We start from the raw sequence: 19,190 nt of genomic DNA, 5'->3' as shown, positions 1-19,190 counted from the left end.
CTGCCTGTTTAAGGAGAAAGAGCCTGATGGTAGAGGGCCACCAGGTAAAATTCAATCAACGGCAGGTCACTCACTTGTGATGCCAGTAAGCAACCGCACGCACAAGATCAGCATCCACGCCGCGTTGCGTTGTGAAGTAGTCAGCGAGCTGTTTAACAACGCGCCCTTCTCCCGTTAGCCAGATAAAAGCGTCATGCGACGGTATCGCTATCTTATCCAGCGCCGCCGTCAGGGCTGGCAAAGCCGCCTGCGTCATCTGCTGGCTACCGAGCCAGGCCACATTTGCCTTGCCGGTGTCCGCTAAGTAGTCACGCCCCGTTTTTTCATCGGTGAAGGCAAACAGGTGCAGGGTTTCGGCTTCAATGCTGCGGCTGCGGCGCTGAAACGCAGGCAGACCGGTTTCATCACAGACATAAAGCTGGAAAGCATAATCCGTTGGGACCAGCAGAGAACCGCGAGGTCCACCGATAATCAGGCTGTCGCCGGTCTGTGCCTGCGCGGCCCAGTCGCTGGCGACACCGCTTTCATGCAGGTAAAAATCGATTGTCAGCGAAGATTCACCATCAAAGTCAAACGGTGTGTAGTCACGCGCAGCCGGCCGCAAGCCCTCTTTCCAGTGAATGCCGTCATCGTCCATCGTCGGCAGTTGCAGCGTCGTGTCAGCGGTGGGTGGGAAAAAGACTTTGATGTGATCATCAAAACCGGGCGAATTAAATCCTTTCAGGTCGTCGCCCGTAAACACGATGCGCCAAAACCGGTCAGCCACTTTGGTTTTGGTGGCAACGTGAATACAGCGAAAGCGGAGCGCGTTACGGATACGTTCAGGTAAACGGCGGGAATAAGATACAGGCACAGTGGCTCTCCGAAAAACAGGGTTGCACGCAACCTTAGTAAACAACAATCATTCTCATGTCAGTCGGAGAGAATAGCTATGATATATTTTAAGAACAATGACTAAAAATGCGGTCCGGCAGTACGTGCAGGCACATCCGTCGGCCTTTTATCGCTGAAAAGCAAAAAGGCGCTTACGCGCCTTTTAAAGGAGGACTGTCGGTCATCGGGCGGTTACTGCGCCTGATTTTGTCCGCTGTTTTGCGGCAGCGAGCTGTCACCGAGTATCTCGCTGTGGCCGGCCTGACTGCCGGGATGTAATCCTGTGCGAACATTGCCGGGATCGGTGAGTTGTGCAGTCGCCAGGCCGGGAGCGGCACACAGCGCGACAGTCAGAAAAAAGGCGGCTATTTGCGTTATTTTGGTCATGGTATTTTGCCTGTTCAGGCGTAAAAAGCAGGTGAATATCCAGCGCTGAGAAGGAGATACAGTATGCGTAGCTGCACTCAGCGTTTCGGTAAGGATTTTACGCCTTGCCTGCCAGCCTGCTTATAAAATCGTGCGCTTTATCACACAATGACGCACATAATGTGCATTATCCCTGCGTGACAGGAATAGAGAACACCCCTTCAATGTTGTCGGCTGTGCATCGGGTTAAATCCAGACAGAGCAAATCCATTCCCGGCCGGCAGGCCACATTCAGCTGCGGCAGATAAAGGTAGTAAATATCCGCGATGAAACGCGTCAGTTCTTCCGGTGAGCCACGCCATGCCAGGCGGGCGTAAAGCCCCGCAGGCACCGTGCGGCATTGAAGATCGCCTGGCCCGGCATCCGTGTTTGCCAGCGCGACGCCACGAAACAGGCTGATGTGCTGTTGATCGACGGACCCGTTGCCGGGGCCATACTGAAATCCCAGCCATCCTTGCGCGTCGCCCTGCTGCGTACGGACAAAATGGCGTACCAGGCCGGCCATACGCTGATGCCGGTCGCGAATATAGTCGCCATACGGGCATTCCCATTCCAGCGTATCGCCCTGCAGGAGCAACTCCTCTTCGCGCCGGTAAAGCGATACCGGCATGACCGGCTCGCGCTGGGCAATACGGCCGTGAAAATACCGGACAGGCAGCACGTTAAGACGGCGAAAACCGCCCGGCGTAACAGAGAAGTGATTTTTAAACACGCGGTTAAAGTTTTGCTGATTTTCAAACCCGAAACGGACGGCGATATCAATTAACGGCATGCGCGTCAGTCGTAACGCCATAGCGGCAAGGGTTAAGCGGCGCTTGCGCGTATAGGCCGCCAGCGTTTGTCCGGTCATCTCTTTGAACAAACGTTGCATATGCCATTTGGAATAGCCCGATTTGAGCGTAATCAGATCGATGGAAATGTCGTTGGTCAGGTTGGCTTCAATCCAGTCGACTAAATCATTTATATGCTGTTTTTTTATGGTTTGACTTAGCATTTTAAAAACGTGAAAAGAAAAAAGAGGGAAAGATTTGTAACAAAATAGTAACAAAAAGCGTTGCAGGATGTCATGGCTCATGGGCCAGCCAGGGCCGGATAGCGGCAAAAAGCGCATTAATTGCCTGGGTTACTACTTTAAAAAAGCCAGCGCACAGGCTGGCTTATGGAAGGACGAGGGGAACAACGGAGGCAGTCAGGAATGCACTGCCTCGTTCGGAGGACTCAGTGGCTACGCATGCCTGCGGCGGTCATCATCATTCTGAACAGCGTCGCGACCACACCGAGTGCCAGCACGCTGGCACTGTAGATGACCACCAGCCACAGCACGCGTTTCCACCACGGTGACCGGGTTTCATTCTGACGTTCTTTGCTGCTGACCTGGGTCTGCATATCAATGGTATCCTTCGTCTGCTTTGATTTTTCCACGGAACACGTAGTAGCTCCAGAAGGTATATCCCAGAATCATTGGAATGATCAGTAAGCTACCTACCAGCATAAAGGCCTGGCTCTGCGGCGGGGACGCGGCGTCCCAGATGGATACCGAGGGCGGAATAATATTCGGCCAGATACTGATACCCAGACCCGAGAAGCCCAGGAAAATCAGGGCCAGCGTCAGCAGGAAAGGCGAATAATGCGCCTCGCGCTTGATTGCGCGGCGCAGTCCCCATGCACACAGCAGCACCAGTACAGGCACCGGCAGGAATAAGAACAGATTTGGCGTGGTGAACCAGCGATGTGCAATGTTCTGATGCGTGAACGGTGTCCAGATACTGATGATGCCAATAATTAACAACAGCGCAATCAACAGCGGTGTCGCCAGGGCTGACATTTTACGGTGCAGTTCATGTTCGGTTTTCATGATAAGCCAGGTGCAGCCCAGCAGCGCATATGCCACCACCAGCCCGACGCCGCAGAACAGCGGGAACGGGGCCAGCCAGTCCATCGTCGAGCCTGCAAAGCTGCGGCCTTCGACAGGAATGCCATCCAGCATCGCGCCGACGGCAACGCCCTGGCTAAAGGTTGCGAGGAGTGAACCGGCAATAAACGACTTGTCCCAGAAGGCCCGATGGTGCTCGACAGCCTTGAAGCGGAACTCAAAGGCGACGCCACGGAAAATCAGCCCAATCAGCATGGCGGTTAACGGCACGGAAAGCGCATCGGCTATTACCGCATAGGCCAGCGGGAAAGCGCCATACAGTCCTGCGCCGCCCAGCACTAACCAGGTTTCGTTGCCGTCCCAGACAGGCGCAACGGTGTTGACCATCATGTCGCGCTCGCCTGCGTCTTTGTTAAAAGGAAACAGCAGGCCGATACCCAGGTCGAAACCGTCCATGACGATATACATCAGGACAGCAAAAACGATAATCGCGAACCAGATAACAGAAAAATCAATCATCTCAACGCTCCTCATGATGGTGAGTGGCCGCAGAGAGCGGGCGCGCTGGCGTTTTGATTTGTCCGGGGCCACCTGTTTCCACGGTATCGCCTTCGCCGGTGACCGGCCCTTTTTTAATCAAGCGCATCATATAGTGATAACCCACACCGAAGACGGAGGAGTAAACCAGAATAAAGGCGAGCAGGCTGATACTCATGTGCATTTCGCCATGGGGAGATACCGCATCAATCGTTCGCTGAACGCCATAAACTACCCAAGGCTGACGACCGATTTCGGTAGTAAACCAGCCTGCTAAAATCGCGATCAGGCCGGAGGGTCCCATGAGCAAAGCAAACCACAGGAACGGACGCGACTGGTACAGGCGTCCTTTGTAACGCAGCCACAGGCTGACTACGCCAAGGGTGATCATTAACAGTCCCATTGCCACCATGACGCGGAATGACCAGAAAATGATGGTGGAGTTAGGACGGTCCTCTTTCGGGAAAGATTTCAGCGCCGGGACCTGTTTATCCAGACTGTGCGTCAGGATAAGGCTGCCCAGATACGGGATTTCGAGCGCATATTTAGTACGTTCCTCTTCCATATCCGGTAAACCAAACAGTATTAATGGCGTGGCTTCACCGGGTGGGTTTTCCCAGTGGCCTTCAATGGCCGCAATTTTTGCAGGTTGATGCTCCAGCGTGTTCAGTCCATGCGCGTCACCAATCATGGCCTGCACAGGGGCGACAATCAGCGCCATCCACAACGCCATTGAGAACATTTTACGGATGGCAGGATTGTCATTTCCTTTAAGCAGATGCCAGGCCGCCGACGATCCGACAAAGAACGCACTGGCCAAAAATGCCGCCACGGACATATGTAACAGGCGATAAGGAAAGGACGGGTTAAAGACAATTTTAAACCAGTTTTCTGGCACCACGATGCCATTCTGAATGAGATAGCCCTGCGGTGTTTGCATCCAGCTGTTAGATGACAGGATCCAGAAGGTGGAAATCAACGTTCCCAGTGCCACCATGCAGGTCGCAAAGTAGTGCAGCCCCGGGCCGACGCGGTTCCAGCCAAATAACATTACACCTAAAAAGCCCGCTTCAAGGAAGAAAGCCGTTAACACTTCATAGGTCAACAAGGGACCCGTGATACTGCCGGCAAACTGGGAGAAACCACTCCAGTTGGTCCCAAACTGATACGCCATGACCAGCCCGGAAACCACGCCCATGCCGAAATTCACCGCAAAAATTTTCGACCAGAAATGATAGAGATCGCGGTAGGTTTGATTACGTGTTTTGAGCCACATTCCCTCCAGCACAGCAAGAAAGCTGGCCAGACCGATGGTGATGGCTGGAAAGATAATATGGAAGGAAACAGTAAAACCGAACTGGATCCTGGCGAGATGAAAGGCATCTAATCCAAACATTGCTTACCTCTTTGCCACATAGAGCACCACATATAGTTACTTATAATTAACGACTTATACACAAAGCATGTCATTCCATTGCATGGAAAAATGCCATGACGAATGTAAGATGCTTCGTCCTGGTAAAACAGAGACAATCAGATAAGTAAAAACTATAACAGTATTTTTTGATTAAGATCATTTTTTTGTTGAAAGTTTTCTTATTTAGGAGGGATAAGCAAAACGTTAATTTCAAAGGGGCAATGTGACATTATTGTTATTAAAACAGACCCTGCACGGAGCCGTAACGGCCAAACGAGATTACCGCTAAAAAATAACGCAACTCGCTGTTTTTAAGCGTCATTCGCCATTTCCGCGCTTCGTTAAACAGAGAAAAGTACCGTTCTGACACGGGAATCACGTGTTTTATTATATTGTTAGCAGGATATTTATCTTATCTGCGCTTTATGATGCTTTTTTTTAGAATACGTCCGGTTTTTCGCACTCTGGCTTCGCTATTTCCGGGCAGGAAAACGAAGCTCAACCGGTCAGGCATGTTAAAAATCATATGCAATATGTAAATAACTCATCACATCTTTATCGCGCGCAATAATTAACGCAGCCAGAAACCTCAGGAAAAAGTCGCCTGGTAAAAAGGATGTTAAAGAAATGCTGTGAGTAATTAAGACCGCCCGACGCAGAATGAATCTGTTATGTCGGACAGGCATTTTTTTACGGTGGCCGAGGGGAGTGTTTCTCTGCGTGCTTCGGTCCCGTCTTATGAACGGTCTTACGCGTCGGCGGACTGTTTCTCCCGGTGGGCGAGGATGCGTTCTACATTCATCTCCAGCCAGTCGGCCAGTCCTACCACCTGCTCCCCTACTTCCAGACCCAGCGGTGTCAGTCGGTATTCAACATGCGGCGGCACAACATCGTAGGCGATGCGCTCAACAAAGCCGTCTTCCTCCATATAGCGCAGGCTCTGCGACAGCATACGTTCGCTGACGCCGCCGACTGCACGCCGGAGTTCGCTAAAACGCAGCGTGTCATTTTTCAGCGCCAGTAAAATTAATACGCTCCAGCGACTGGTAATGCGCTTTAACACATCGCGCGACGGGCAGTTAACATTCAGCAATTCGCCGCGCATAAATTTTTCGCTTAATTTATCAGTCATTTAAACAAAACCCTTCATCCTAACAATTCTGTAAGTACTTACTAAAAGTTAGCATATCGCATAGGCTGCTGTTGACCAACTGTCCTCTTAAAGGAGCTATGTGATGATCGCAGTGACTGGAGCAACAGGCCAACTGGGCCGTTTAGTTATCGACGCATTACTGAAAAAAGTAGCCGCAGATACGCTGGTTGCCGCCGTACGCACGCCGGCGAAAGCGAGTGACATCGCCGCCCGTGGTGTTCACGTACGTGAGGCGGATTACAACCGCCCAGAAACCTTAACGGCCGCCCTGCAAGGGGTCGACAAACTCCTGCTGATTTCCGGCAGTGAAGTGGGCCAGCGTGAAGCGCAGCACCGTGCAGTCATTGATGCCGCTAAAGCCGCAGGCGTGAAATTTATCGCCTATACCAGCCTCCTCCATGCCGATAAGTCTCCGCTGTCGCTGGGCGCTGAACATCGGGCTACAGAAGCCCTGCTGGCAGCGTCTGGCGTCCCTTATGCCCTGCTTCGCAACGGCTGGTACACCGAAAACTACGCGGCGAGCATCGCCCCTGCCCTGGCGCACCATGCGTTTCTCGGCGCGGCAGAACAGGGCCGTATCGCTTCTGCGGCGCGTCGGGATTATGCCGACGCGGCAGCGGAAGTTATGGTGCGTGACGACCAGGCGGGCAAGGTGTACGAGCTGGCCGGCGATGACAGCTATACGCTGGCGGAGTTTGCGGCTGAAATCGCCGCGCAGAGCGGCGAAAAGGTGGAATACGTCAATCTGCCACAGACAGATTTTGCCGCCGCACTGAAAAGCGCAGGCTTGCCGGCCCCGCTGGCAGAGCTTCTGGCAGATTCCGATGCGGGTGCCGCTCAGGGCGGTCTGTTCGATGCGTCCCGCACACTGAGCCAACTGCTTGGTCGCCCCACCACGCCTTATGCCGAGGTGATCCGCGCGGCGCTGACAAAGGGATAACGCACTCACGCTTACGCTGCGGTTAAGCCCTGCCGGTTAACCGCAGCGATTATCCTCTCTCACTCCCTTTCTCCCCTTTCTGTTGCTCCATCAGCCACGATTCGGTGCACACCGAAGTAACCGCTTTTGCATCGGGTACGCTGTCTGCAGGCTGACTTAAGGGAGAGAGAAATGATTGCCGTACTTTTTGAAGCAGAGGCCTTACCGGCAGCGCAACAGCGTTACATTGAACTGGCGGCCGAACTTCGGCCCGAACTGGACAGGATACCGGGATTTATCGCGATTGAGCGCTTTCAGAGTTTGAGCGAGCCTGGCAAGATATTGTCCCTGTCGTGGTGGGAAGATGAACGGGCGGTGCGTCACTGGCGGGAAAACAGCCTGCATCAGTCGGCACAGCGGGAAGGCCAGAACACAATTTTCAGCCATTACCGCCTGCGCGTTGCGAAGGTTATGCGTGATTATGCTGGTCCAGAGGAGAACACCCGGCATGTTTAATCTTTATGTGGTCTTCAGGAACGAACCGGGGTCGCTGGCCGCGTTTGGAACACTGCTTGGGCAGCATGGCATCGGCCTGGAAGGCGGCGGCGTCTTTTCAACGGGCAAGGAAAGTCACGCTCATTTTCTGGTGGAGGATGGCCCGCGCGCCCGGCAGGTGTTAGTAGATGCCGGTTTCGATGTCAGGGACGTCCGAAGGCCACTGCGCCGAAAACTCCCTCAGCAGCGGCCAGGTGAACTGGGTGAAATTGCGCAGTGCCTGGCGCAAAATGGCATTAATATTCGCGCGCAGTACAGCGATCACAGCAACTGGCTGGTGCTGATTACCGATGATGACAGGCGGGCCGAAGCACTGACCCGCCAGTGGAAAGGATGAGCAGAATGACACGCATGGCGGCCCGGTGTGATGACAGCACACACTCTTCTCTGACCTTCAGCATGGCGACGGTGGCCACTGCGCTGGCGGATACCTCGCGCATGCACATCCTCTGTGCCCTGATGGATGGCCGGGCCTGGACGGCGACCGAGCTGAGCGTGGTCGCTGACGTTGCGCCCTCCACTACCAGCGGCCATCTGAATAAGCTGACGGAGACAGGGTTGCTAACCTGCGTGGTACAGGGACGGCATCGTTATTACCGTCTGGCCAGCCATGAGGTGGCGGGCCTGCTGGAAAACCTGATGGGCATTTCGACCCGGCCCGGTTCAGTCCTGAAAACAACCACGCCAGACCGGCTCCGGCGAGCCCGCACCTGTTATGACCATCTGGCCGGTGAGATTGCCGTCGGTATCTATGATGCTATGCAGTCAGCGGGCTGGCTGATGCCGGATGGCACGGCGCTCACAATGGAGGGCAAGGCGCATTTTGCCGCAACAGGCATCGAGCTGACTTCGCCGTCGCGACGAAAGCCCTGTTGCCCCTGCCTGGACTGGAGTGAGAGGCGCTTTCATCTTGGTGGCGAGGCCGGTGCAGCCTTGCTGCGCTTCATGATACAAAAAGCCTGGCTACAGCAGACGCCCGGCTATCGGGAGCTTGGCGTCACCGCACGCGGCCAAACTGGGCTGTCGCGCATATTTAACCTCCGCCTCGTCTGACAGCCTCCTTTTCGCCTTATACCACGCGCGGGCATGCTGGCAGTGCGCCTCAGCCGATAGCCGTTAAGTCCAGCCGCATCAGCACGGTATCGTGGAACACACCGTCGACATACAGCGCCGCGACGTCTGTTCCGTAGGTCGTAAATCCCGCAGACCGGTACAGGGCCGTTGCTGCTGCATTGGTGGCGCTCACGGCAAGCCGGATGCTGATGCATTCACGGGCTTGCGCGATTGCGGTCATGAGCAGCGTCTTCGCCAGGCCGCTTCCCCGCCACTCAGGCAGCACATACATTCCCCAAATCGTGGCGACGTGCCGCTGTTTCTGGCCGGGATGGAAGCGTAAACCCGTCACGCCCACGATCTCGCCCTGGGGATCGAATCCGGCCAGCACAGTATTGTTTTGCAGCAGAGCCGCAAAAAACGCGTCAGGTTCTGAGCGCTCACGCGCATAATCCGCGCCAAACGCCTCAGGATGGCGTTGTAATCCGTCCAGCCGAATGGCGCGATAGCCTACACTGTCGCTGCCGGTGAGTCGTCGCAGAGTAAAGGAACGCACGATCATTCTCCTTAACAGGGCACCTCAGAGGGTATTTTCTTACATCATGCCACTTTTGCTTCATTTTCCTGCCGCACAGGGAAAAAACAGCCCCTTTTGGCCCAGGCAAAATTTTATTAAGCCTGCCGTAAGAGATTCATCTGAAATGCATTTACGTCATAAGTCGAGATATTCGGTTGAATTGTCTGTGTTTTATTCAATCTATACGATTAATAGACAATTTTTATTACGTTCATAGACAATCTGCATTGTTGTTCCTGCCTGCGAGAGGTCTATAATTTCCTTTTTGTGCAACCCCGTTCGCTCAGGAGGCCGTTATTAATACTTATCGCCAGCAACTCAATGCATTCGAAGAGAATCGTGCCGGGGCGGAAGTTGAGTATCAATACGATCCCCATGAACTGAAGCTGGAGCGCATGCAGGATTCTGAACCCGAGCCAGAGCTGATCGAAGGTCTGCCTGCGCCGGATGCGTTGACGCCTGCCGATCGCTATCTTGAGCTTTTCGAGGCCGTTCAGATGTCGGGCATCTTCGAGGACAGCAAAACGTTCCCCGACTGCTCGCCCAAATACGATCCGCTTGATGTGCTGATGCGTTACCGCCGTCAGAAGCGCAGCAAGGACTTCGATCTGGCGCGTTTCGTTGCCGACCATTTCTACATGCCAGGCATCAACGAAAGCTTCTACGTTTCGAACCCTGACAAAACGCTTAACGAGCACATCGACGATCTGTGGCCGGTTCTTACCAAGATGCCGCAGCAGCATATGCCGCATTCGTCGTTGCTGCCGTTGCCTAAACCTTATGTCGTGCCCGGTGGTCGTTTTGGCGAAACTTATTACTGGGACTCGTACTTTACGATGCTCGGCCTGGCGGAATCAGGGCGTGACGATTTGTTACGTCATATGGCCGACAACTTTGCCTGGCTGATTGATAACTACGGGCACATTCCGAACGGGAACCGCACTTATTATCTGAGCCGCTCACAGCCACCTGTGTTTGCGCTGATGGTGGAACTGTTCGAAGAGGACGGCGTGCAAGGCTCACAGCGCTATCTGGATCAGCTGATGAAAGAGTATCAGTTCTGGATGGATGGCGCCGGCTCACTGATGCCCAACCAAGCTTATCGCCATGTGGTCCGGATGCCGAACGGCTCGCTTCTGAATCGTTACTGGGACGACCGCGACACACCACGTGATGAATCCTGGATCGAGGACATCGAAACAGCGCGTCATTCTAAGCGTCCGGCAAGCGAAGTTTACCGCGATCTGCGCGCGGGTGCCGCGTCAGGCTGGGACTATTCATCACGCTGGCTGCGTAATCCAAAACGTCTGTCGAGCATCCGTACAACGCAGTTTATCCCGATCGATCTCAATGCGTTTTTGTACAAGCTTGAGCTGATGATTGCGACGTTGTCTCACGTTAAAGGCGAAGAGCTGACTGCGCTGGCCTGGCAGAATAAGGCGGACGCCCGCAAACGTGCCATTACCCGTTACCTGTGGGACAGTACCGCAGGCGTTTTCCGTGATTATGACTGGCGCCGCGCCCGCTTTGGCGCGTTCACCGCCGCTGCGGTAGTGCCGCTCTTCGTCGGACTGGCAACGCCTTATCAGGCGCATTTACAGGCTATCGCGCTGCGCCATCTGCTGCTCAGCAATGGCGGGCTGCTGACCTCTATGGTGGAAAGCGGCGAACAGTGGGATAAACCTAACGGCTGGGCGCCTATGCAGTGGATGGCGGTGGTGGGCCTGAATAACTACGGCGAAGAAACCCTGGCGAGCGAAATCGCCGTGAACTGGCTGACAACCGTGAATAACTTCTACCAGTTACACCATAAACTGGTCGAGAAGTACGATATCAGCGGTGACCGCGCGCGTCCCGGTGGCGGCGGTGAATATCCTCTGCAGGACGGCTTTGGCTGGACAAACGGCGTAACCCGTCGGCTGATGGCGATGTATGGCCATATGATGATGGATTAATTTGTGTCGCAGGCACAAAAAAGCCGGGAAACGTTCCCGGCTTTTTTCTGGCGATTTCTCTGTAGAGAACTTACTTTTTCGCTTCAACGCCTGGCGCCGCAGAGCGCTGCAGGAACTGCTGAGTGACTTCCGGCAGATGCGTGAACAGCCATTCGGCCATCGCAATTTCCTGATCGCGAATTTCGGTCAGGACTCTGACGCCATCACTGTCGCCGACCTGCTCGGCAGCCGCGATCAGGCTGGTGTAGCTGGCGATTTCCGCGTTTTCGAACACATAGCCGCTCATCGCGCCTTTGACGACTTCGTCAGAAGTAAACATGCCGCCAATCGCCTGTCCTGTGGCGGCCATTTTGCCCATCACGTCTTTCATAATGGAATGGTCAATGCCGTGGCGATCCAACAGTTGTTCAAGCAGAGTAAGCTGATGCTTAGTTTCATCCAGATGCTGGGCAAGGCGCTGCTCCAGAGCGGGATAATGCTCCAGACGACCCGCCATTTTGCTCAACATGCTCTCGGCCTGCTTCTCCATGGCATGCGCGTCACGCAACCAGTCATGATAGTTTTCAATGGCCGTCATTTCGCAACTCCTTCAGCCGAACTGATGGTCTGTGCAACGCTGGTCAGTTTTTCATCCGTCTGCTTTTCCTCCGCAAGGGTTTGGGCCAGCAGCTTCGCGGCTTTGGTATAGCCCAGCTTTGAGGCCAGCGCGTGCAGCGTACCGTAGGTCGCAATTTCATAATGCTCGACCTTCTGCGCCGCCCCGATCAATCCCTGATCGCGTACTTCACCCTTTTCAACAGACTCAATAATTTCCTGGGCTTCTTCTACCAGGCCTTCCAGGGCATGGCATTTCATTCGCTTGATTTTCACTTCAGGCGTAACGTCGACTAATTCGTCCAGACGTTCGATTTGCCCGCGTGTCTCTTCGAGATGCTGATTAAACGCAGCGATAAGATTTTCATCACTTGCCGCACGCGCCATTTTGGGCAGTGCTCTCGCGATTTGTTTTTCCGCACTGTAAACATCGGACAAGTCATGGATAAAGAGATCGTTTAACGTTTTGACAGTCATAAAAGAGCCTCATTAATTGAACGGCTACGCCACTATTTTTTAATGCAGCGCCAGTGACAATGTACTCACTAACCTTAGACTATTTAACGAAGAATGCATTCGGCTCCGTTTAATTCAGATTTTAAAGTAGCATTGAAAATGCCTTTTTCCATTAATTACCAGTACTTTACTCAAAATGAGTTATTTTGATAAATGCTCCGCCTCACCTCAATTAAGACAAACCTGTACAGAATTAGCAAAAACCGTACAAGTTAACCTTCAGTTAAAATAGAGGCGCTTCACCTGGTGAACCCGGATTTCATTTTTTCGTTCAGACAGCCGTGCGTTGACCGGAAAAGCAGCAATAAAAAAAACCGGAAAGGAATATCCTTTCCGGCAAGATTGACCAAATCCTAAACCAGAGGTGGTTTATTTCATGGATTAAACAGCGAAGTTTATATATTGAGTAGAAGTCAGCTTCACTGAAGGTTTCAGTTTAAATAGCTAACCCCTTGTTAATATTGAATTAACTCCTTCGACTAACCTTACCTCCCTTACGCCCCGCCTCAATAGCTCGCTGGGGATCGTTTTTGAAATTCCCACCGCTGTTTTGTCCGCCTTTACGGCCTGCTTCTGCTGCTCTCTCTTTGTCTGCAGCGAAATTACCGGCCCCACCACGATATTGAGTCATTCTGTGTTCTCCGCAAGTTTAATTATTGAAATAGCAAAGTGGAAGTTGCATCAACTAAAGGGTGCACAAACAAATGCAGCTGTAAAAATCACCTAATCAAGCATGACGGCCACGACACTCACAAAGGCAGATACATATACCTTATTTGTACATCCAGTTAATTCTTTAGTGATGAAACTATTTTTCGAGGAAACTCTAGTTTAACGCTTCTGGCGAAAACTTTAATGAAAACGCTCCTCTAAGGCTCTATTAATCGATCTATTCATTAAAAAGTCCACACTGATTTTATTTTCAATCGCAGCACATGGACGGCCAGGTGGCATTGCCCATCGTCAATATGATCAATAAATGATCTATTTAACTAAGCGCGATAAAATCGAATTCATTACGGCAGGGTTTGCAACATGCAAAAATAAGCGAAGCGGTAAACGTCTCGTTTATTAGAATGAAGAGAAAGAAAAGATCATAAAATGACCAGGCAGGCGACAATTAGTAAAATGGCACTTCTCACAAGCGGAAGAAATACCGCTCATCACATTTCAGGTAAGCGAAGCGGCAATAAAAATAAAAACGCCCTGACGGGCGTTTTTTTCGGACTATTCTGCCCTGCTGTTTTGCAGGAAGGCGAGTAAATCGTTGTTGAGCTGAGCCTGATGCGTGACAGCGAATCCATGAGGCCCCTGATCGTAGATCTTGAGCTCTGAACCCGTAATCAGTTCATGGGCCAGCTTTCCGGTCGCCTCGAACGGGACGATCTGATCATGGCTGCCATGAATGATTAAGGTGGGCACATCAACGCGAGCGAGATCCGCGCGGAAGTCGGTTTCAGAAAAAGCGGTAACACAGTCCAGCGTTCCCTTGAGCGATGCCAGCAGGGCCATGTTTAACGTCTGCGTCAATACGCCCTCGGATACTGACTGGCCAGCATTGGTGCCATAAAAGGGGGCGGCAAAATCCTTAATAAACTGCGCTCTGTCGTTAAGCAGTCCCTGTTTGATATCGTCGAAAACCGATTTCTCTACGCCTTCGGGATGATCGTCTTTCTTACCAAACACGGGCGTGACTGCGCCTAACAGAACCAGCCCTTTAACGTTGCCCGTGCCATATTTTCCAATATAACGCGATACGTCGCCGCCGCCCATTGAGAACCCGACCAGCGTGACATCCTTGATCTGTAAATGTGTGATCAGGCTATGAATGTCGTCAGCAAACGTATCGTAGTCGTATCCTTCCCATGGCTGGTCGGAACGTCCAAAACCGCGCCGGTCAAAAGCAATAACCCGATAGCCGCGTTCGGCAAGGAAGTTGAGCTGGCTATCCCACATATCCGCGTCCAGCGGCCAGCCATGGCTAAACAGTACCGGCTGCCCTTTGCCCCAGTCTTTGTAGTAGAGGTTAAATCCATCTTTGCTTTTAAACAGACTCATAAACGCCTCGCTATGGATGAAGGTGATGACGCTTCCGGCCATCGTCTGAGAAGCTCAGCGACGTTCCGGCGCGCGGCACTACCTGTCAAGCATGGCAGAGGGAAACCGATGGTCAAACCAGAAGCAGAAAAAACGCGTTTTTACAACGCTACACCGCGTTTACCGTTTTTTTTGATGCGGTACATCGCCTCATCAGCACGGGCAAGCGCACCGTCAAAGTTTTCTGGCTCCTCAACCTGAACAACCCCAATGGATGCGCCAATGACGGCAGTACCGTTGGCCAGCTCAAAAGGTTGCAAGGCAGCATTAAGACAGGCGTGCGTGAGCCTCTTCGTGAGTGGATGGGTTAACGCGAGCGGAATCAGTAAAACAAACTCATCGCCGCCCAGTCGCCCAATAATGACACCTGGTGGGCAGGCTGCGATAAAGCGCAGACTAAGTTGAATCAGGACTTCGTCGCCACTGCGATGCCCTAACGTGTCGTTGACATGCTTAAAATTATCTAAATCAATAAAGGCAATACATAATGCCTTTTTCTTCATATCGCGAAAATGATTGATCAACGCATGCCGGTTGGTTAATTGCGTCAGGGGATCGTGCATGGCCAGTGAAGCCAGTTGCGCTTCGTACTGTTTCTCTTTGGTCATATCAATGTGCGTGCCCGTCACTTTGATCGGTCTGCCCTGCTCGTCCCATTCACTGACGCGGCCCCGGTCCAGCACCCACGTAATTTTTCCTGTTTTACCAATCATCCGATGTAAGGCTTCATAGAAGGGTGCTTTGCCCTCGATATGATCATAGAACGCCTTCAGAACATCTGCGGCATCCTCAGGATGCAGGCAGGATTTCCAGACATCAAAATGGGCATCCGTTTCTTTAGGCTGAAAACCCAGCATGGATCCCCAGCGGCGGTTAAAAATAACCAACTTGCCCGTGGGAATATCCAGTTTCCACAAGCACAGGCCCGTGCCGTCCAGCGCAGCACCCAATTTATCGCGGGCATCATGCGCAATACGCCTTAATCGCGCATTGTGTTTTTTTAAATTCGCAATTTGCTGCCGCAGGGCATCTTCAGACATATCGATAGCGGGAAAGGGAAAAGGCTATTTTGCCATTGCCATGCGCACTGTAAAGCAACATGTTCAAAACACGATGAGACAGGGATAAAGTCAACCCGTTCAGAATTAACCACGCTTAGCCGCATCAGAACCAGCATACGGCAGACGCTCAGTGACAGCGCGCTGAATGATTATCTTGCACAGAGAGTGATCAACGACGGCGCGGCTGATGTGGCTTCTTTTATGACCCGACTGTCAGCCTGTACGCTTTCTTCTATAGAAAACTCAGGTTTTTTAAAGAAGCGGTAAGATGTAACAAACACTGATTCGCAAGCCATTGAATTAAAATGATAAAAAAACCATGCAATTGTAACAGTGACATTTTTCTGCAAACTCATAATTACAATTAAATATCCTCCGGGTGTTAAGTAAAGACGTCAAGACGACATCAAGGAGATAACATCATGGCTCTGCCCCTTCTGCTTTCTTACCACGGTAACCTGTGTAAAAGTGATTATTCACGCCAGGATTCACATCTGACCGACGCCCTGTTTGTTGGCGATATGTTTTTCTCAATAAACAGCCCGGACATTTCGCAGGCGGATTATGTTTTCAACGCCGTTTCACCTCATTATTTTTGCGTGAAGAATGCCATTCTGGATAACTGTTTCCCAAACAGCAAAAACAGCGACGTTGCATTTGTCTGACAACGCAGTGTTATTGCTTTTTCGAAAAAGACAGTCCTGGTAAATGAACACTACAGATGTAATCAATGACGTTAGCACCTTTCGGATGCATAAATACAGAGGATAAATATCATGAAAAAGATGATTATTAGCTCAATGATTGTAGCCGTATTAGTGTTTACTGGTGGCGCTGCGGCCGCTGAGTCCTTTAAAGACAGCCATACATTAAATAATGAAGTCATTTCGGCCCAGGCCGCGCAGGCCATGAATGATATTCAGCTTTCACGCAACGCGTTATTTAATGGCCAAACTCAACAAGCAAAAGCGCTGGCGACTCAGGCTGACACTTATTTGAAAGATAATAGTGTGGACTGGACAAAGTATATTCGCTATGACAAAAAAGCCCCGATGACGGGAGATAATTATATTCGCATCGGCTCCGATGTATCCGTGTCGGAAGATTACCAGCTATCAAAACAGAAAAATGACGCGATCGATAAAGCCAATCAGCATATTAAAGCAGGTGATAAGCAAGGTGCGCTTGATGCGCTGAAGCTGGCTGGCGTAGCCGTCACTGAAACGCAGGAACTGATGCCGCTACAACAAACAGAAAATGATGTTTCAAATGCCCTTGCTTTAATGAAACAGGATAAATACTACCAGGCAGGCATGCTGCTGAAATCCGCAGAAGAAGGCGTGATTTACGATACGCAAACTTATTCTGAACTGCCTGTGAGCCCGACCCTGCATCATTCACAGACCGGTGCCAGTGCATCACAGAGTAATAAAGGATCGTAATTATCAATAAGCGTGACATTAAATACACGATGACGATGTTAAACAACAAGGCCGCTTTCATTTCATCGATAAGGTGAGATGAAAGCGGCAACCTTATTTAATCCGTTCAGATATCAAGCGCACAATGATACGGCCTGATGATCATCCATTTTTTCTCCCCATCCCAGCAACTACGCTCACTTAACACAAATCTCCAGTACCTCCTTTTCATTATCACTTCTATTTTCAGTTTATTTATACCCCTTACGCTAATCTCGTCCTTTCTATCGAATACTATAGATAACTCAGGAAATTAACTTTTTACTAAACTTAAGGATAGTTTTTAAACTTTTTTTTTAAAAAACGGCTTCGCTTTCATAAACTGCCTTCCTTTGTTGCCGATACTCGAAAAGCAAGGGTTGTTATTACAAAAATAAAAAAATTACTAAACGGGGAATAAACATGAAAATCACAACAGGCCGCAAAATCGCGTTCGCGTTCGGCATCATCGTTCTTGTGTCATTAATAGGCAGCAGCTTGTCGATTATTAACTTTCTCAAGCTACGGCAGGCCAATAGCTGGAATATTCACAGTTATAAGGTGATGAGTCTGAGCGACAGCATGTTAACTGACATGGTTAATATGGAAACGGGCGTGCGGGGATTTGTCATCTCCGGTAATGAAGCCTTCCTGGCACCGTTCAACGCAGGCAAAACGGCGTTCGACCAGAAATATAATCAGCTCCGCACCATGACGGCAGATAATGCCAGTCAACAGCAAAGACTGACGTCATTACTTGACCTGCACAACAGCGTCCAGGCCATTGACGATCAGCTAATCGCATTGCGTCGTCAGGTTAATGGAGGACAGCAACCGCTCGATGCCCTGACGCATTTTTTTCAGGAAGGGCGTGATAAAGCCTTTATGGATCGCTACCGCACCGTCGCCGCCGGTTTCAACAACGCAGAATCGTCGCTGCTGGCTACGCGTTCTGACGAAGTCAACAGCCTGGCCTTTGCCACGAAAATGACGCTCAGTCTGGCCGGGTTAACCACCATCCTGCTCTCGTTGGTGCTGGGCACCATCATTACACGCAGTATCGTTCGCGCACTGGGCGGCGAACCCAAAGCGGCTGCCGATATTGCTGGCATGATTGCCCAGGGTAACCTGACGGTAGATATTGCTGTGCCGCTTAAAGGCCAGGGCAGCCTGATGGCCTCGCTGGAAGCCATGCGCCAACAGTTGGTCACCATTGTGAGTGGCATTCAGTCCTCTGCGGAACTGATCAATAACTCAGCGAGCGAAATCGCCCAAGGCAATATTGACCTGGCTCAGCGCACTGAAGAGCAGGCTGCCGCGCTGGAACAAACGGCCGCCAGTATGGAGGAGCTGACCGCTACCGTCCGTCAAAATACCGATAACGCCCGTCAGGCAAATTCTCAGGCGGATACCACTTCGCACGTTGCCCTACAGGGAGGAGATGTGGTGAAACAGGTTGTCGAAACGATGCGCTCTATTTCAGAAAGCTCAGGCAAAGTGGCCGAGATTATCTCTGTCATTGAAGGGATTGCATTCCAGACGAATATTCTGGCCCTGAACGCCGCCGTTGAAGCCGCACGGGCTGGCGAAGGCGGACGCGGATTTGCGGTGGTCGCCGGGGAAGTCCGTTCGCTCGCCTTACGCAGCTCTACCGCAGCTAAAGAAATCAAAGATTTGATCACCCAGTCGGTTGAACACGTGGCGAAAGGTTCGGGCCTGGCGAAACAGGCAGGTAACACGATGGAGGAGATCGTGAAATCCGTACAGGGCGTGACGACCATTATGGGCGAAATCACCATTGCGTCGGATGAGCAAAGCAACGGTATCGGGCAGGTCAGCATTGCCGTCAGCCAAATGGACCGGGTCACCCAGCAGAATGCCGCGCTGGTGCAGCAGGTCTCCTCTGCGGCCCAGGGCATGGTGGAACAAACGACCCTGCTACGTAATGCCGTGTCCATTTTCCGTATTGACCGACACCCGCCAGCCGCTGTGCTGCGCTAAGCAGCCTCGGTGTTTAGCTGCGGCATGACGTAAAGCCCACCCGGCACGTGTCTGGATGATTCTGGCGCGTGCCGATTTTACTGTTAGCGCGAATCACTCACCTTCCTCTGTCGCCTGAAAAAA

At 51.7% G+C, this 19,190-nt stretch carries 21 protein-coding genes; 8 read left to right on the top strand and 13 right to left on the bottom strand.

Features of this window, described 5'->3' with window-relative positions; genetic code table 11:
- Positions 1-70: 70 nt before the first annotated feature.
- The 7 genes from C1N59_RS03945 to C1N59_RS03915 all read right to left on the bottom strand — a co-directional run bounded on the left by C1N59_RS03945 (position 71) and on the right by C1N59_RS03915 (position 6,258).
- Positions 71-853, bottom strand: coding sequence for a siderophore-interacting protein (locus C1N59_RS03945; RefSeq protein WP_394550351.1), 783 nt, complete (start codon positions 851-853; stop codon positions 71-73).
- Positions 854-1,065: 212 nt separating this feature from the next.
- Complete coding sequence (locus C1N59_RS03940) at positions 1,066-1,260, bottom strand: hypothetical protein (RefSeq protein WP_006118279.1); 195 nt, start codon at positions 1,258-1,260, stop codon at positions 1,066-1,068.
- 166 nt (positions 1,261-1,426) lie between these two features.
- Positions 1,427-2,293 carry a helix-turn-helix domain-containing protein gene (locus C1N59_RS03935; protein WP_394550350.1) on the bottom strand — a complete coding sequence of 289 codons (867 nt, stop codon included), beginning with the start codon at positions 2,291-2,293 and terminating at the stop codon, positions 1,427-1,429.
- Positions 2,294-2,517: 224 nt separating this feature from the next.
- Positions 2,518-2,685 (bottom strand): DUF2474 domain-containing protein, encoded by a 168-nt coding sequence (locus tag C1N59_RS03930; protein ID WP_006118277.1) that lies wholly within the window; start codon positions 2,683-2,685, stop codon positions 2,518-2,520.
- Position 2,686: 1 nt separating this feature from the next.
- Positions 2,687-3,691 carry a cytochrome d ubiquinol oxidase subunit II gene (gene cydB / locus C1N59_RS03925; protein WP_033739704.1) on the bottom strand — a complete coding sequence of 335 codons (1,005 nt, stop codon included), beginning with the start codon at positions 3,689-3,691 and terminating at the stop codon, positions 2,687-2,689.
- Position 3,692: 1 nt separating this feature from the next.
- Positions 3,693-5,105 (bottom strand): cytochrome ubiquinol oxidase subunit I, encoded by a 1,413-nt coding sequence (locus tag C1N59_RS03920; protein WP_033739705.1) that lies wholly within the window; start codon positions 5,103-5,105, stop codon positions 3,693-3,695.
- Positions 5,106-5,874: 769 nt separating this feature from the next.
- Entirely contained in the window at positions 5,875-6,258 is a 384-nt protein-coding gene (locus C1N59_RS03915) for a winged helix-turn-helix transcriptional regulator (RefSeq protein WP_033739707.1), read from the bottom strand.
- 103 nt (positions 6,259-6,361) lie between these two features.
- Here C1N59_RS03915 and C1N59_RS03910 point away from each other — a divergent pair, with 103 nt between their 5' ends.
- The 4 genes from C1N59_RS03910 (at position 6,362) to C1N59_RS03895 (ending at position 8,806) form a co-directional block, all read left to right on the top strand.
- A complete protein-coding gene (locus C1N59_RS03910; protein WP_172913399.1) occupies positions 6,362-7,219 on the top strand; it encodes an SDR family oxidoreductase in 858 nt (285 codons plus the stop codon).
- Positions 7,220-7,390: 171 nt separating this feature from the next.
- Positions 7,391-7,714 carry an antibiotic biosynthesis monooxygenase family protein gene (locus tag C1N59_RS03905; protein ID WP_006118272.1) on the top strand — a complete coding sequence of 108 codons (324 nt, stop codon included), beginning with the start codon at positions 7,391-7,393 and terminating at the stop codon, positions 7,712-7,714.
- A complete protein-coding gene (locus tag C1N59_RS03900; RefSeq protein ID WP_033739711.1) occupies positions 7,707-8,090 on the top strand; it encodes an amino acid-binding protein in 384 nt (127 codons plus the stop codon). Before C1N59_RS03905 ends, C1N59_RS03900 begins: the two co-directional genes overlap by 8 nt.
- 5 nt (positions 8,091-8,095) lie before the next feature.
- Positions 8,096-8,806: an ArsR/SmtB family transcription factor gene (locus C1N59_RS03895; RefSeq protein ID WP_044241491.1), complete on the top strand. Its 711-nt coding sequence runs from the start codon at positions 8,096-8,098 to the stop codon at positions 8,804-8,806.
- Between the two features lie 49 nt (positions 8,807-8,855).
- Here the strand turns inward: C1N59_RS03895 and C1N59_RS03890 are convergent, their stop codons facing one another.
- Entirely contained in the window at positions 8,856-9,368 is a 513-nt protein-coding gene (locus C1N59_RS03890; protein ID WP_039342296.1) for a GNAT family N-acetyltransferase, read from the bottom strand.
- Positions 9,369-9,679: 311 nt separating this feature from the next.
- Here C1N59_RS03890 and C1N59_RS03885 point away from each other — a divergent pair, with 311 nt between their 5' ends.
- On the top strand, positions 9,680-11,338 hold the full coding sequence (locus C1N59_RS03885; RefSeq protein WP_050504863.1) for an alpha,alpha-trehalase: 1,659 nt from the start codon (positions 9,680-9,682) through the stop codon (positions 11,336-11,338).
- A gap of 70 nt (positions 11,339-11,408) precedes the next feature.
- Here the strand turns inward: C1N59_RS03885 and C1N59_RS03880 are convergent, their stop codons facing one another.
- The 5 genes from C1N59_RS03880 to C1N59_RS03860 form a co-directional block, all read right to left on the bottom strand.
- A complete protein-coding gene (locus C1N59_RS03880) occupies positions 11,409-11,915 on the bottom strand; it encodes a ferritin-like domain-containing protein (protein WP_033739715.1) in 507 nt (168 codons plus the stop codon).
- Entirely contained in the window at positions 11,912-12,409 is a 498-nt protein-coding gene (locus C1N59_RS03875; protein WP_006118265.1) for a YciE/YciF ferroxidase family protein, read from the bottom strand. Before C1N59_RS03875 ends, C1N59_RS03880 begins: the two co-directional genes overlap by 4 nt.
- 505 nt (positions 12,410-12,914) lie before the next feature.
- Entirely contained in the window at positions 12,915-13,079 is a 165-nt protein-coding gene (locus C1N59_RS03870) for a con-10 family general stress protein (RefSeq protein ID WP_006118264.1), read from the bottom strand.
- Positions 13,080-13,675: 596 nt separating this feature from the next.
- Positions 13,676-14,506, bottom strand: a complete 831-nt coding sequence (locus tag C1N59_RS03865; RefSeq protein ID WP_283785903.1) for an alpha/beta fold hydrolase — start codon at positions 14,504-14,506, stop codon at positions 13,676-13,678.
- A gap of 140 nt (positions 14,507-14,646) precedes the next feature.
- A complete protein-coding gene (locus tag C1N59_RS03860) occupies positions 14,647-15,585 on the bottom strand; it encodes a sensor domain-containing diguanylate cyclase (RefSeq protein WP_394550349.1) in 939 nt (312 codons plus the stop codon).
- Positions 15,586-16,028: 443 nt separating this feature from the next.
- On the opposite strand from C1N59_RS03860, the gene C1N59_RS03855 reads away from it, so the two are divergent.
- The 3 genes from C1N59_RS03855 to C1N59_RS03845 all read left to right on the top strand — a co-directional run bounded on the left by C1N59_RS03855 (position 16,029) and on the right by C1N59_RS03845 (position 19,067).
- On the top strand, positions 16,029-16,271 hold the full coding sequence (locus C1N59_RS03855) for a hypothetical protein (protein ID WP_054687064.1): 243 nt from the start codon (positions 16,029-16,031) through the stop codon (positions 16,269-16,271).
- A 111-nt stretch (positions 16,272-16,382) separates the two neighbouring features.
- A complete protein-coding gene (locus C1N59_RS03850) occupies positions 16,383-17,048 on the top strand; it encodes a YfdX family protein (protein ID WP_033739721.1) in 666 nt (221 codons plus the stop codon).
- Between the two features lie 441 nt (positions 17,049-17,489).
- A complete protein-coding gene (locus C1N59_RS03845) occupies positions 17,490-19,067 on the top strand; it encodes a methyl-accepting chemotaxis protein (RefSeq protein ID WP_394550348.1) in 1,578 nt (525 codons plus the stop codon).
- The last annotated feature ends 123 nt before the right edge of the window (positions 19,068-19,190 follow it).

The sequence above is a fragment of the Pantoea sp. SGAir0183 genome (assembly GCF_043545505.1).
Note: the sequence above shows the minus strand (reverse complement) of the source record. Positions and strands in the feature narration are given on the sequence as shown.